The organism is uncultured Cytophaga sp., from assembly GCF_937863595.1.
GTDB lineage: Bacteria > Bacteroidota > Bacteroidia > Cytophagales > Cytophagaceae > Cytophaga.
The window spans coordinates 25,873-40,912 of the sequence record NZ_CALMGQ010000187.1 but is presented as its reverse complement, the minus strand read 5'-3'; the positions used below and the strand labels follow the sequence as shown (position 1 = coordinate 40,912).

14 protein-coding genes are annotated in these 15,040 nt (G+C 34.1%); 3 read left to right on the top strand and 11 right to left on the bottom strand.

Features of this window, described 5'->3' with window-relative positions; all coding sequences use genetic code 11:
* Positions 1-96: 96 nt before the first annotated feature.
* From dnaJ to Q0543_RS16875, 4 genes are all read right to left on the bottom strand, one after another.
* Positions 97-1,242, bottom strand: a complete 1,146-nt coding sequence (gene dnaJ / locus Q0543_RS16890) for a molecular chaperone DnaJ (protein WP_299255806.1) — start codon at positions 1,240-1,242, stop codon at positions 97-99.
* A gap of 5 nt (positions 1,243-1,247) precedes the next feature.
* Positions 1,248-1,787: a nucleotide exchange factor GrpE gene (locus Q0543_RS16885; RefSeq protein WP_299255804.1), complete on the bottom strand. Its 540-nt coding sequence runs from the start codon at positions 1,785-1,787 to the stop codon at positions 1,248-1,250.
* Between the two features lie 83 nt (positions 1,788-1,870).
* The gene (obgE, locus tag Q0543_RS16880; RefSeq protein WP_299255802.1) at positions 1,871-2,884 is read right to left on the bottom strand and encodes a GTPase ObgE; all 1,014 of its coding nucleotides are present in this window, start codon (positions 2,882-2,884) and stop codon (positions 1,871-1,873) included.
* Between the two features lie 285 nt (positions 2,885-3,169).
* Complete coding sequence (locus Q0543_RS16875) at positions 3,170-3,742, bottom strand: adenylate kinase (protein WP_299255800.1); 573 nt, start codon at positions 3,740-3,742, stop codon at positions 3,170-3,172.
* Between the two features lie 189 nt (positions 3,743-3,931).
* Between Q0543_RS16875 and Q0543_RS16870 the strand changes: the two genes are divergently transcribed.
* Positions 3,932-5,218, top strand: coding sequence for a glycosyltransferase family 39 protein (locus Q0543_RS16870; RefSeq protein ID WP_299255798.1), 1,287 nt, complete (start codon positions 3,932-3,934; stop codon positions 5,216-5,218).
* A gap of 243 nt (positions 5,219-5,461) precedes the next feature.
* On the opposite strand, the gene Q0543_RS16865 is transcribed toward Q0543_RS16870, so the two are convergent.
* Positions 5,462-6,370, bottom strand: coding sequence for a M20/M25/M40 family metallo-hydrolase (locus Q0543_RS16865; protein WP_299255796.1), 909 nt, complete (start codon positions 6,368-6,370; stop codon positions 5,462-5,464).
* A gap of 83 nt (positions 6,371-6,453) precedes the next feature.
* Between Q0543_RS16865 and Q0543_RS16860 the strand changes: the two genes are divergently transcribed.
* Positions 6,454-7,791, top strand: coding sequence for a tetratricopeptide repeat protein (locus tag Q0543_RS16860; protein WP_299255794.1), 1,338 nt, complete (start codon positions 6,454-6,456; stop codon positions 7,789-7,791).
* On the opposite strand, the gene Q0543_RS16855 is transcribed toward Q0543_RS16860, so the two are convergent.
* Entirely contained in the window at positions 7,781-8,248 is a 468-nt protein-coding gene (locus Q0543_RS16855; RefSeq protein WP_299255792.1) for an Lrp/AsnC family transcriptional regulator, read from the bottom strand. The two genes, Q0543_RS16860 and Q0543_RS16855, sit on opposite strands and share 11 nt — an antisense overlap.
* A gap of 902 nt (positions 8,249-9,150) precedes the next feature.
* On the opposite strand from Q0543_RS16855, the gene Q0543_RS16850 reads away from it, so the two are divergent.
* A complete protein-coding gene (locus tag Q0543_RS16850; RefSeq protein ID WP_299255790.1) occupies positions 9,151-9,735 on the top strand; it encodes a hypothetical protein in 585 nt (194 codons plus the stop codon).
* On the opposite strand, the gene Q0543_RS16845 is transcribed toward Q0543_RS16850, so the two are convergent.
* From Q0543_RS16845 to gmd, 5 genes are read right to left on the bottom strand one after another with little or no spacing between them, the layout of a single operon-like run.
* A complete protein-coding gene (locus tag Q0543_RS16845; RefSeq protein WP_299255788.1) occupies positions 9,732-10,814 on the bottom strand; it encodes a glycosyltransferase family 4 protein in 1,083 nt (360 codons plus the stop codon). The two genes, Q0543_RS16850 and Q0543_RS16845, sit on opposite strands and share 4 nt — an antisense overlap.
* Positions 10,811-11,710 (bottom strand): bifunctional 2-polyprenyl-6-hydroxyphenol methylase/3-demethylubiquinol 3-O-methyltransferase UbiG, encoded by a 900-nt coding sequence (locus Q0543_RS16840; RefSeq protein ID WP_299255786.1) that lies wholly within the window; start codon positions 11,708-11,710, stop codon positions 10,811-10,813. The genes Q0543_RS16845 and Q0543_RS16840 overlap by 4 nt, the downstream gene beginning before the upstream one ends.
* Complete coding sequence (locus Q0543_RS16835; protein ID WP_299255784.1) at positions 11,707-12,942, bottom strand: glycosyltransferase; 1,236 nt, start codon at positions 12,940-12,942, stop codon at positions 11,707-11,709. The genes Q0543_RS16840 and Q0543_RS16835 overlap by 4 nt, the downstream gene beginning before the upstream one ends.
* A 37-nt stretch (positions 12,943-12,979) precedes the next feature.
* On the bottom strand, positions 12,980-13,906 hold the full coding sequence (locus tag Q0543_RS16830; RefSeq protein WP_299255783.1) for a GDP-L-fucose synthase: 927 nt from the start codon (positions 13,904-13,906) through the stop codon (positions 12,980-12,982).
* Between the two features lie 4 nt (positions 13,907-13,910).
* Positions 13,911-15,023 (bottom strand): GDP-mannose 4,6-dehydratase, encoded by a 1,113-nt coding sequence (gene gmd, locus Q0543_RS16825; RefSeq protein ID WP_299255781.1) that lies wholly within the window; start codon positions 15,021-15,023, stop codon positions 13,911-13,913.
* Positions 15,024-15,040: the final 17 nt, after the last annotated feature.

The window sequence follows — 15,040 nt, the reverse complement described above, 5'->3', positions numbered from 1 at the left end:
TTAAGAATAAACCAAAAAATAACACATAATTGAATATTCAATATTTACAAAAAAAGCCCTCTTAGAAAGAGGGCTTCGGGTTAATCATTTATTTTTTTAAAAAAACTCTTTCATGCGTTCAAAAAACGACTTGTCGTTTTTGCCTGGGTTTGGCTTGAAGTTTTGAGATTCTTTAATTGAATTTAACGCATCTTTTTCTTCTTTATTCAATTCTTGTGGCGTCCAAATATTCACATAAATCAATTGGTCACCTTTTTGATATCCGTTAACGTCTTTAAGCCCTTTAGAACGCAAACGTAATATTTTACCACTTTGTGTACCTGGATCGATTTTAATTTTAACCTTACCGTCTACAGTTGGCACTTCTATGCTTGTGCCAAAAACTGCATCAAAGAAGGTAACATATAATTCGTAAATAATATTTAATCCATCGCGTTTTAAAAACTCATCTTCAATTTCTTCAATCAGAATTAATAAATCGCCCGCTACACCTCCGCGTGGTGGCATATTACCTTTACCACTCATAGAAAGCTGCATGCCATCTACAACTCCAGCAGGGATTTTAATGGTTATAGTTTCTTCTTTTTCTACTGTTCCTTGTCCGTGGCAGGTATTGCATTTGTCTTTTACAACAGTACCTTCTCCACTACAAGTAGAGCACGTTGCAGCAGACATCATCTGTCCAAGCATGGTATTGACTACCTTCTTAACTTGACCTGTTCCGTTACACGTACCACATTTTTGTACCGAACTATTTTTAGCGCCCGTTCCGCTGCAATCATCGCAAGCAACTTGACGTTTTACTTTAATTTTCTTTTCGCAACCATTGGCAATTTCTTCTAAGTTCAATTTTAACTTAATTCGAAGATTGGTGCCTTTACGTACACCTCTACCACGACTAGAACCGCCGCCGCCAAAGAAACTTTCAAATGGAGAACCGCCGCCACCAAAAACATCGCCAAACTGAGAGAATATGTCATCCATATTCATCCCTCCACCACCGTAACCGCCGCCACCTGAGGCTGCGTGTCCGTATTGGTCGTAACGTTGCTTTTTTTCTGAAGAACTTAATACTTCATAGGCTTCCGCTGCTTCTTTAAATTTATCTTCTGCAGCGGGATTATCTGGATTTTTATCTGGGTGATATTTAATCGCAAGCTTACGATAAGCTTTTTTAATTTCATCGCCAGAGGCAGATTTAGTAACCTCTAAGATTTCGTAATAATCTCTTTTTGTTGCCATCTTAATTATGCTCCAATAACTACTTTCGCGTATCTGATAACTTTCTCTCCTAAGAAATATCCTTTTTCAACTTCGTCAACTACTTTACCTTTCATATCCGCACTTGGTGCAGGTATTTGGGTAATAGCTTCATGTAAATCAGGATTGAATACTTCACCTTGTGCATTCATAGCTTTTAAACCTTTCTGCTCAAGAGTTTTATCAAACTTATTGTGGATCAATTCTACACCTTCACGCAACGCTTTTGTTTCTTCTGTAGAAGGAATATTTTTAAGCGCACGATCAAAATCATCAATTACAGGAATTAAACTAGACATCAAATCTTCATTTGCTGTTTTTATTAATTCGATGCGTTCTTTACTTGTACGTCTTTTGTAATTATCAAACTCAGCGTACAGTCTGACATATTTATCTTTCCAATCTGCAGATTCAGCTTGCGCTTTTTCCAATTCAGTTAATTCTGGAGCTTGCGCAACAGTTTCTTCAACTACCTCTTTATCAGCAGAATTATTGATTTGTTCTTCGTTTACTTTTTCGTTAGCCATGATATTGTATGATTTGACAAAAAGGATGTGTCAATAAGTTTGCCAAGGTATTATTCTGACAATATGACACCACTTTCTGTAAATTAGTCCATGAAATCGTTTTTAGGTTTATTCATTGTATGCCACAACAAATCTTTCAATTCTATTAATCCTTGATTTAAATAAGAAGAGAAAAATACGGTTTCGATTCCTTTTGGAAGTTCTTTCCTAATTTCACTTTTCAACTCTTCATCCAGCAGATCCGATTTGGATATGGCTAGAATTCTGTCTTTATGTAATAATTCAGGATTGTATTTTCGAAGTTCATTAAGTAACACTTCATACTCTTCACGGATATCTGCGGAGTCAGCTGCTATTAAAAATAACAAGATTGAATTACGTTCAATATGTCTTAAGAAACGAATACCAAGACCTTTGCCTTCTGATGCGCCCTCAATAATACCCGGAATGTCTGCCATAACAAACGAACGATAATCACGGTATTTTACTACACCCAAATTAGGCACTAAGGTTGTAAATGCGTAGTCTGCAATTTCAGGTTTTGCCGCAGAAACTTTTGACAATAACGTAGACTTACCCGCATTGGGAAAGCCAACCAAACCAACATCCGCTAGTACTTTCAATTCTAAAACCACCCAAGCTTCAATACCTGGTTCCCCTGGTTGAGCATAGTGTGGCGCTTGATTGGTAGAAGTTTTGAAATTTTCATTCCCCAAACCACCTCTACCAGCTGGTATCAATATAATTTCTTGTCCGTCTTCTGTAATTTCTGCAAGCTTTTCGCCTGTTTCTGGATCACGTGCAATGGTACCTAATGGCACTTCCACTATTTGATCCATTCCTTGCGCACCAGATGATTTGTTTGTACCCCCTTTTTCACCATCTTCAGCCATGATGTGCTTCGTGTATTTCAAATGTAATAATGTCCAAAGCTGAACATTACCTTTCAAAATAATATGGCCACCACGACCACCGTTTCCACCATCGGGACCGCCAAGTGGTGCATGTTTCTCTTTGCGGAAATGTGCTGAGCCTGCTCCCCCTTTACCGGAGCGACAGCATACTTTTACGTAATCTATAAAGTTGGATGAAGCCACTTTTTCTTAAAGCTAAAAGCGGAAAGCGGAATGCTAAACGCTTGATGAAATTTTGATTTGAATGCTCATTTGGTCTGTCATATACAGAACAAGATGGCGTATTTTGATTTTACCGCTCTTTTTTTCTATTCGTCAGAGGCCAAGGTCACGGGTTTAATCGTATTTAGCTCATGAGTTACAGAACTAAATAATAGTTTCCATATATGATATAACTTGAAACTATTAAAATGAAAAAACACAGATTGATTTTAATAGTCAATCTGTGTTTTTTCATTTTATTTATTTTTATTTAGCTGCATCAACAGCTTTGCAAATTTCAGTAAAGATATTTTCAATCTCACCAATGCCATGTACTTTAACTACTTTACCTTGTGCTTCGTAGTAGGGTAATACATGAATTGTTTTTTGGAAATACTCGTCTATGCGCTTCAATACTTTTTCTGCATCATCATCTGCACGACCAGAAGTTTGTTTGCGAATTTCAATGCGTTTTTTCAACTCAACTTCATTGACATCCAACGCTACAACCGCATGTATTTTTGTACCTAATGTTTCAAGCATCTTATCCAGCACTTCTGCTTGATGCACTGTTCTTGGAAATCCATCGAAAATAAATCCGGTTGCTCCAGCATTTGCTTCAATAGCAGCCTTTAAGATACCCACCGTCACTTCATCAGGCACAAGCAAGCCATTATCAATAAACTCTTTAACTTTTATTCCAAGGTCTGTTTGGCGAGAAATATGATCTCTAAAAATATCTCCTGTTGATAAATGTGCTACTTTATATGTAGCGATTAATTTTTCACTTTGAGTACCTTTTCCAGCTCCCGGAGGACCAAATAAGACAATGTTTAACATGATAGGGTATGTTTTATTTCTTTGAAGGTACAAAAATACGTTTTTTCGGTGAAAGGTTACGCATTTGGGGAAGAAAGCCTTGAAGAAATTAGACAGCTAACGCATTTAAAGCCTTTGAGTCAATCAATATTTCCTTGACAAGTCCATTATTTCATTAAATTCGCATTATTATATTTAAGTCAAACTTTTATGAAAAAATATTCAATAATATTTATTTCCTTTTTTATTGTCAGAATAATATTCTCCTTCCTTATCGGATTTTACAATAATTATTCGTTGCAACCCGATTCAATTTATTTAATTCAATTTGCAGACAATGCCGTTAAAGGTGATTTTAATTTTGATTTCGGCCGCTTTATTACCTCTCCAGTATTTCCATGCTTCGCTGCTTTATTAAAAATTAGCTTTGGACAATACTGGAATACATCATTGATTTTATTTCAAATCATTTTATCAAGCATTAGTGGTATTTTTATTTATAAAATCTCTAATATTCTTTTTAACAATTCTCTTACTGCAGCTATCTCTACCATTATTTATTGTTTTTTCCCAATGACGTTTTGGTATGTAAATACCTTTTCCCAAGAAACCCTTTTTCAAAGCTTATTTATTATAACTATTTATTATTTGATTGATGCTTATAAGAATGAAAATATAAAATCGCTCATTTTTTCGGCAGTCTTCTTCTCCCTTACCTATTTAACTAAATCGCATATTTTATTATTTTCTCTTTTTGTCCCTCTTTTGTTTTTTATAACTCTTAAATCTTTTAAAAAATCCCTTCTATATACAAGTATATTTGCTTCAATTGCATTGATATGCTCTCTTCCCTATGGATTATATCATTTGAAGAAAAACAACACCTATGTTTTATCTTCAAACGGATCAGGTTTCCAATTTTATTTAGGAAATACGAATGCAGGGTATAAATCAATTGTAGATATTCCAAAAAAAACGTCTTCCGATTATACGAAGATCAAAGACATCACAAATACTGCTGGTTATTTCAATGGAGATGAAACGCGCTTTGATTCAATTATTTCTTTGACACAAGACAAAAAACAAAAAATATTTTTCGCAGATGCCTTTTTATGGATAAGATCACATCCAAAAGATATTCTTAAATTAAAGTTATACGATTTTATTATTTATTTAATGCCGGGAGTTTCTTATCGACATTATCCCATTTTAGAATGGGCATTTTCTTTCTTAATAAGTTTCCCTATTTATCTGTTTGCATACCTAGGGCTATATAAAAGCTGCACACAGAACCATAGAGAACATTTCTTTATGATAGCTATTTTCTTAACAATGATATTGTTTTCAACCGTCTTTTATGTACAGAATAGATTCAGGACAATTACTATAGAGCCATTTTATATTCTATATGCTGGCTATTTTATACAGGCTGTTTTAATGAAATACTTTCCATCGTTTACAAAAAAGTGTACTAATCCTACTTTGTCAAGTTTATAGTTTGTCGCAATTCAGGCAGCAAGTGGTTGGTCGAAAAGACACAACCACGGCAAAATCAGCAACAATTCAGTTTACATAGTACTCAATCATTTTATAATATGACAAAGTAGGACTAATATTATTTCGTAAAGCCATTTAAAAAGAATCGTATAAGTCTTTTTTAAATGCATGAGAATTTCAAATATCTAACGTATTTACACATTGTCAATACGTTAGATATTTGAAATTCTCATGCATTCGGCTTTAGAGCTTCTCCATCAGATATCGATACAATGCAACCATAGAATCGATGTCTTTTTTATGTACAGATTCGTTGGGCGTATGAGCGTCTTTTTCAGGTGCTCCAATAAAACACCAATCCCACGGATAAGGGGACAACTGCAATTCTCGCCCATCGCTAGCACCTGCACCTTCTACCTCTAATTGATAGTTTATGCCAGACTGCTTTGCCAATTCGATAATTTGATTTACATATTTTTTACGGGGTATCATTCGATCACGCATAGATATTGCTACGCCTTCGCCAGCTTTAACACCTTCTGTAACCCAAGTAATATCGCAAATTAAAGATTGCTTTACTTGAAACGTTTCATAAATCCATCGTGCTAAATACGCTACAGAACCACCACCATGTTCTTCCCAGCAGGTAAATGCAATGATGCCATTCTCAAGTGTTTCAGCAACTTTTAATGCAGTCCATACACCTAGTCTATCGTCTAAATATGGACTTAAAATCAAATCGCCTTCTTCTCTAAAGTTTGGTGCAAAGGTTAATTCCGCACCCCGATCAATAATACGATTTGTATCTACAAACCATTCGCCTTCTACAATCCTTAAGGTTCCATCTATATCACCATTGGAATCTTTACCAAAAAGTTTATATCCTTCTTTTGCTGAAGGAGAACCAATTGGATGTAAATGATTGTTATACGACACAGTAAAGCCAATAGAATCCATGTGGGCAAAAATAGCCGCTTTGGGTTTCCCAAATACGAGTACAATACAGTCTTGCAATTCGCCGTCTTGATAAACAGTTGGCGTATGTGACCATGTATACATGTTCTTACGTATGTACGATAATATATAATCTTTCAGTGGTTCTTCATTTCCCGAAGGAGCGTGTATAGAACACAATTCTTTTAAAAGTTGCATAGGATATAAGTATTGCTCGAAAGAATAAATGTACATTTGTTTTCGTTAAAATTCTACTTTAGGCTTGAATAGAAAGATCTATTATGACTCGATATCTGTTTTTGTATGTGTTGTTATTGGTATCAACTGCTTGTTTTTCACAGGAAGAATCAGGTATGTTGTTAGCGGATAATACAATCCAAATAGAATCTACGGATGCGATTAATGATATGTACAATTTCAAATTTGATCGTGCCGAAAATTATTTTCTACAATTAAGAAATCAATACCCAGAACACCCCATGCCCTATTTCCTGATGGGACTGAGCAACTTTTGGAAAATGGTGCCATATATAAATACAGATGATTTTAGAAATACATACGAAAAAGAATTTTTAACCTACATCGATCTGGCGATTGATAAAGGAGAAGCCATGTTTTCTAAAAATGACCGTAATGTAGAGGCCGCATTTTTCTTATGTGCAGCCTATGGTTTTAAGGGACGATATTTTGCTGACAATAAAGATTATATTAAAGCAGCATTTCAAGGTAAAAGTGCGCTAAAATATTTAAGTTATACAAAAGGCAAAAGTGATTTAAGTCCTGAATTTTTATTCGGCGAATCCATTTTCAACTATTATGCAGAATATATTAAAGAAGAATATCCTTTATTAAAACCCATTATCAGTATGTTTCCGAAGGGAAGTAAAAGCCTAGGTATCGCACAATTAACCGAATGTGCAAATAGTGCTTTTTATACACGTATAGAAGCGCAATATTACTTAATGACCATTTATAATAATGAAGAAAACAATTCTCGTGCGGCTTATCCCATCGCTAAGAAACTAAACAGTACCTATCCTGACAACCCTTATTTCCAACGGGTTTATGCTCGATTGGCATGGGAACTTGGTTATTATGCAGATTGCGAAAAAATATGCTATGAAATTAACTACAAAGTAAATATTGGTATGCCTGGTTATGAAGAAAATACAGGTAGGTATGCAAGTTATTTTTTAGGAAGAATATTATATGAAAAGGGAGATTCAGAAAAATCGAAGTTTTATTTATTAAAAACGATTGCATTTGCTGATTCAGCAAACATGAATAAATTGGGTTACTCCCTATCTGCATATTATTATTTAGGTTTAATTGAAAATAAACTTCAGAACTACTCTGAAGCTGAAAGGTTTTTTTTAGAGGTTGTGAAATTTGGAGAAGATAAGTCAGACAACTCAGCATCCTATCACTACTCCTTAGCAGCTTGCCGATTGGGTATTCTATATGAAATGCTGCATTTTAATGACCGCGCTGAAAGATATTACAAGCGTGCATTGCAACGCGTAAAAAAATTAGATGAAAACAATTATTCCGTCACAATACGTGAAGTCACTCAAAATTCAAACCAGGGACTTGAGCGATTGAACAAAATCAAGAAATAGGCATTACTTTAGAATCCTTATAGGTAGATAATATCACCATGGATTGCATGTTTCCAATCTCTTCAATATCTACTAATTTATCCAAAATCAATTTTTGATACGAATTAATATCTTTCGCAAGAATTTTTAAAAGGAAATCACCAGATCCCGTAATATGATGGCATTCTACCACTTCAGGGATTTCATTCATTTTCTGAACGAAAGACATTATCTGATGCTTTTTATGGCCTGACAAAGAAACAGAGACAAATACAGCCGTTCCAATTCCTAATAATTCGCGCTCAACCTCAGCATGGTAACTTTTGATTATTCCCATGTTTTCAAGCTTACGAACACGTTCAAGTGTTGGCGCAGGAGACAAACCAATCTCAGTAGCCAATTGCGAATTTGTTATTTTAGCATTTGCCTGAAGAATCTCAAGGATTTTCTTGTCAATTGAATCTAATTTAATGCTCATTATTATGGTTTTATTGCTCAAGATACAATTTATTCGTTAATTTCAACAAATAATCAATTACTAGTAAACAATAAATGAGGGGCTTTCAAAAATTATCCATTTATGAATTAGCAATTTATAAGGATTTAATAAGTAGCTATGAATATTTATTACTTCCTATTTATATATTCCTTTTTTTTGTTGCAACACGTATAGTTATTGAACTTTTTTATAAAGAACAACTCATACAAAAATACATCTATTTAGGCTTAAGCCTGAAAGTCTTGGGTGGTTTTTTTGTAACCTTAATATTCAACTATTACTATCATGGAGGAGATATCGGAACATATTACAATGAAAGCAGGATATTGGCAAATTTGATTTTTGAGCATCCCGAAAGCATCTTTCGAATATTTTTTTATTCTCCTCAAGGAGAAGATATCGAATTGAAAAATCTACTATTGCAATTGAATTACATAAATGCGCCGGACACATTGATAGTAGTCAAAATTTCAACATTCTTCAATCTATTCACTTTTAATTCATACCTTATTACAACATTCTTTTTCAGCTTTATATCCTTTTGGTGTATATGGAAATTAGTAACATTATTATTTGAATTATATCCAAACAACAAACAATCAATCTTTATTGCCTTTTTTGCTGCACCCAGTTTGATTGTATGGGGTAGTGCAATCCTTAAAGACACCATTTGCTTTTCCTGCTTATGTATTATTCATTATTATTTATATCGAATTTTCATCCAAAATAAATTCAAACCCATTTATATATTGTACATAATTTTTACTGGGTATATTATTCTAAATATTAAAATATATATTCTCTTAGCTTACATACCGTGTTTTTCTTTCATGGTGACCCAGCACTACAAAAAGAAGATCCAAAATACGTTCTTAAGATTTATGATTGCACCATTTATTGTGATTTTTAGTCTCGCTCTAAGCTATATTGTTGTTACGCAGTTAGGCGCACAAAAGGAACGTTATTCCAGTGATAAAATTTTACAAACAGCCAAAATACAGCGAGATTATATTCACGAAATCTCTATTAAATCTGAAGGTTCTAGTTATAGTTTAGGCGAAATGGACAATGGAGTATTTGATTATATTTTAAAAATGCCTGCAGCAATAAATGTCACTCTTTTCAGACCTTATCTTTGGGAAACCAGGAACCCCATAATGCTCTTGTCGGCCCTAGAATCTTCCGTTGTACTTTATTATACTTTTATTTTATTTAGAAAAAGAAAATTCAAAAATACGTTAGACCTTCTTTCTAAAGATGTAAATCTCCAATTTTTTTTATTATTTGGCCTATTGTTTTCGTTTATGGTAGGGATCACATCATTCAACTTTGGAAGTTTGGTACGCTACAAGATACAAGGATACCCCTTTTATATAGCAGCGATATTATTGCTATATACGTTACAACCTGATGAAAATGGAAAGTCTTTTAAATTCAAACATTTTTTTACAAAACGCAGTCGTTAGTATACTCCGTTCAAAATATTTAAATATTTATTTTTATTAGATCGAATTGAATACTCTTCAACAACCTTATTGTGTGCTTGTTCGCCTAATTTTCTACGCATAGATGAATCTAAAAGAAGTTGCGTCAACCCATTCATCCATTCTGCATCTGTTACTACCAATTTGCCAGAAACATTGTCTTCAATGATTCTCAAGTTTGCGCCAATTGATGTTGCTATAGTTGGAATGCCTAAAGCCATATATTGCAATGCTTTCAATCCACTTTTGCCAAATACCCATTGTTCATTTAAAGGTAAAGGATACAAGCCGATATCAATTTTTTGTAAGGTGCTTACCTCAAGCTTTTGATCAAATGGAATAACTTCGATATCTAGCCCATCAACCTTGCAATCTGTCACCCCAAAAATTAACACATTAAACTCATGTTTTTTTCGTAATTCTTTTAAAATATTTTCCAATAAATAAAAATACTTTAAGGTACTGTGACTCCCAGACCAACCAAGCACCAATGGCTTAGTATTCGAATATGTATTTACAGGCAAATATGTGTCGGTATTTATAGTTGACGAAATGTCTGTTACATGCTTATTTTTTTTTAATGCAATTTCTTCTAAATAAGGCGTACAAACAATTACGTGTTTTGCATTGCGCATCAAATAAAAATATTTTTCCGGATGTTTTAAGAGTGTTACTAATCGATTAACCTTTGACGTCTTGCCTAAAAAAACCAAATCGTCTATATCGTATATCACATTTGGATTCATGAAAAGATATATTCGTTCAAAGAAAGAAAACCCAAAAGGCGTAACATTTAAAAATAAATAAACTCCATCGTAAAATGGTAAAAAGGGGATTAATAAAATACGTTTTATATAACCATACAGGGTCCAAAATACTTTCTCCAAAACATAGCCTTTTTTATAAACAATTTTCCAAAATCGATTTGACATAAATGACTGTACATTCATTTCATACCCATTTTCAGAAAAACATTCAAAATATTGTTCATATTTTAGTCTCTGCCCTGGAGCCACACCTTCAGGGTGCGGACAAATAACCAAGATGTGTTTTACACTCATACTTTCTGTGCTATTGCTCTCCAATAGGGAGCATTCTCTGCAAAAACAATATTATAACAACCACCATGCTCAAGCATTTCTGTAATTTCTTTTTTTGAAAATCGTTGTTCTAGGGGCGTTCCAAATCGATCCAATGCATCGTTGCGAATGATTCGTAAGGATTTGTCTGCATACCACGATAAAGGTATCTTATGTACCCATTTTTGAGACATGCCCAATGCCATGCACAACTTTGCTAATGCAACAAATGGTATGTATACAAAAAAGGCTAAAAGGTCGCACACGATCTTTTTAATAACGTTTGGCATTTTACTTATACCCCATCTCAATGAATTTGAAAGATGAAAAAGCGTTTTAAATATAAATCCTCTATTTTCTAAATTATAATATAGGTACAATAGAATATATCCATTGGGCCGTAATTTCTGAACGCATTTTTTTATAGCGTCTTTCGTATCTGGCACATGATGCAATACACCCAAACTAAATACCAAATCAAATGAATGATCTAAAAAGGGAATATTATCCACCGAAGCTTGGCTGATTCTAATATTGTTTTTATCCTTCAATAAATTATCAGCAGCTAAAACAGCTTTACTCGGATCTACACATTCGACAAAGCCTACTTTCTCTGATAAATAATAAGACCAGCGCCCCGTTCCACAACCCACATCCAATGCTTTCGTATTCTTATTAAGTATCTTTTCAGGAACAATGTCAAAATAATTATCTCCAGCTGTAAAAATTTCAGCTTCATTAAACGTATGGAAAGTGGACCACTCCTCACCAAAAGAATCCACTGTTTGCATGTCTACATTGCCAAGCAAGGGGAATACTTGAATGGGCCTGCTAGTAGATTTAATTACAGATTGACTTGATTGATTATAGGGTATCATATAAGTATTTGCGAATATATTTCTGAATATGACTTTACGCCATTTTCCAATGAGAAGTTTTGCTGCACATATTTTTCAACTATTTCCTTTTGAAAATGCATATCGAAATTGTTTTCTAATTCGCAGATTATATTTATGTAACTCTCTGTATTAAACTCTTCAATAATGAATCCAGCCTTCGCCGCTAATACTTGTTGTTCAACATCACCAACATTATTATTGCAAATTACAGGCACTCCCATTGCCATAATCTCAGCTAGTTTTGTGGGAGATGAACTCTTTTTGGAATATGAAGGCTTGATAAAGAATAACGAATATGTACTTAAGGATATATACGTTGGGACTTCTCGCCGTTGCGCTTTTGTAATTCTTATTCGGTCAAATTGAATACCATGTGTCTCGACAATTGATTCAATTACATTTTTTTCTTCTGGCGTAATAAATAGAAAAATTGCAGAAGGGTGTGATGTGAGAAATTGTTTAAAAAAATTCAGCATTTCATCAATCATATACCACGTGCCGATTGAGCCCAAGTAACTAATTACAATTTGATTTTCAATTGCAAGTTCTTGCTTACGTTTTACTACATCGGCAACAACAATATTATTTGGATTAAAAACATTCAAATCTGCACAACACGGAATAATTTTAAATGGAACCGTTGATGTAACGTACTTCCATTGCTGCATCTCGACATAGCTATTCTGTGTAAGTGTTACAACATAATCTGCATTCAAAATACATTTTTTTTCTATCCATTTAAATAATTGATATACTCTTTTAAATATGAAGCTATTGAGATTCCACAATCCGCCATCAACACGCTCATCTGCCCAAAAGCCACGCATATCAAATATGAACTTTGTATGGAATATCTTTTTTGAAAGCAACCCTAAGATCGATGGTATATAGCTTCTGCAATGCACTGCATGGAAAGCATCTTTAAAATGAAGCTTGGTTACAAAAATAAAGCCTATTAGCAAATCCCAAATCGTAGCGAGTATTGAAAACTTTTTATGATAGGTCTTTGGATACCATTGAATATTTTTACCCAAAATCAATGCTTCAATTACATTCTTATTGGTTTCGTATTTTTCTTTTTTTTCAAAGCTCAAAATTGAAAAGCGACATCCTTCTTTTTCTAAGCCAATGATATATGGGAGCACTTGCGATTGCCCCAAAAAATCCGTAAGTCCATCATATGTAATATATAGTATATGTTTGTTTTGCATTCTCTATTTTACATATGATGGATTTAGGAAAAATTATTTATTGTGTTTTAAACGCATCTTTATAGACAGAGGTTATTCCATCTTTTAGATTAATAGAATATTCCCAACCTAAGTTTTTTAATTTTGAAACATCCATTAATTTTCGGGGTGTTCCATCAGGTTTCGTTGCATCAAACTTTAACTCACCTTTAAACCCTACGACTTCTTTAATCAACGTCGCTAATTCTTTAATGGTCAAGTCAACGCCACTTCCAATATTTACGATCTCTTTACCTGTATACTGCTCTAATAGAAAATAACACGCAGCAGCTAAGTCGTCCACGTGCAAGAATTCACGTAATGGCGATCCAGAGCCCCACACTTCTACTTCCGTTGCACCCGATAGTTTCGCTTCATGGAATTTACGAAGTAGTGCAGGCAATACGTGCGAATTATTTAAATCATAATTATCATTTGGACCATACAAGTTGGTAGGCATAGCGGAAATGAAATTACAACCATATTGATCTTTGTATGCTTCACACATTTTTATGCCCGCAATCTTAGCGATCGCATAAGGTTCATTTGTAGCCTCTAATACTCCCGTTAGTAAGTATTCTTCTTTCAATGGCTGTGGTGCCAATTTAGGATATATACACGAAGATCCTAGAAACAACAGTTTCTCAACTTTTGACACATATGCTTGATGAATGACATTTGCCTCCATCATAAGGTTGTCGTAGATAAACTCTGCGCGATACACATTATTCGCGTGAATCCCCCCAACTTTAGCCGCGGCCAATATTACTATCTCAGGCTTTTCAGCTTGAAAAAATTGCTGCACTTCTAACTGATTTCTTAAGTCGAGTTCTTTAGAAGTACGTGTAATGATGTGCTTGTAGCCTTTTTTTTCTAACAATCGAACAATTGCTGAACCAACCATACCGCGGTGTCCAGCAACGTATATCTTACTATTTAAATCCATGATACTACTCGTTTTGGCTTAATGTTTTAAATCCACCTTTACGTAAGTATTCATCTTTTTTAAATAATTGAACATCCGCATCTACCATCTCATTTACAAGCATCTTAAGGTTGTATTTTGGCTTCCATTTAAGAAGTTTCTTGCATTTAGTTGCATCACCAATTAACAAATCTACTTCTGTTGGTCTGAAATATGCTTTATCTACTGCAACAACTACCTTCCCTTTTTTTAATTGAAACTCTTTGTTTTTGCAAGAAACAACAACAGCAACTTCTTTTACACCCTTGCCTTTGAATTCAAGTTCAATACCTACACGTGCAAAAGCCATTTTAACAAAATCTCTAACCGTGGTTGTAACACCAGTCGCAATTACAAAATCTTCAGCTTTTTTCTGTTGTAAAATCAGCCACATCGCCTCAACGTAATCTTTCGCATGTCCCCAATCTCTTTTAGAATCGAGATTCCCTAAATATACTTTATCCTGAGAACCTAATGCGATACGAGCTACAGCACGTGTAATTTTTCTGGTCACAAACGTTTCGCCGCGTAAAGGAGACTCGTGATTGAATAGAATACCATTACAAGCAAAAATATTATATGCTTCTCTATAATTAACAGTAATCCAATATGCGTACATTTTAGCAACCGCATACGGAGAACGTGGATAAAATGGAGTCGTTTCTTTTTGAGGAACTTCTTGTACTAAGCCATATAGCTCTGAAGTAGAAGCTTGATAAATTTTTGTTTTCTTTTCTAATTTAAGAATCCGAATTGCTTCAAGAATTCTCAAGGTGCCAATACCATCTGCATTTGCTGTATATTCTGGCGTATCAAAACTCACTTTTACATGCGACATTGCACCAAGATTATAAATTTCATCTGGTTGCACTTCCTGAATAATGCGAATTAGATTTGTTGAATCTGTTAAATCACCGTAATGCAATTTGAACTTTACATCTTTTTCATGTTGATCCACATATAAGTGATCGATACGATCGGTGTTAAATAAAGAAGATCTTCTTTTTACACCATGTACTTCGTATCCTTTTTTCAATAAAAATTCGCTTAAATAAGCGCCATCTTGACCTGTAACTCCTGTAATTAATGCAACTTTCATTTTCTGTTCTTATGTAT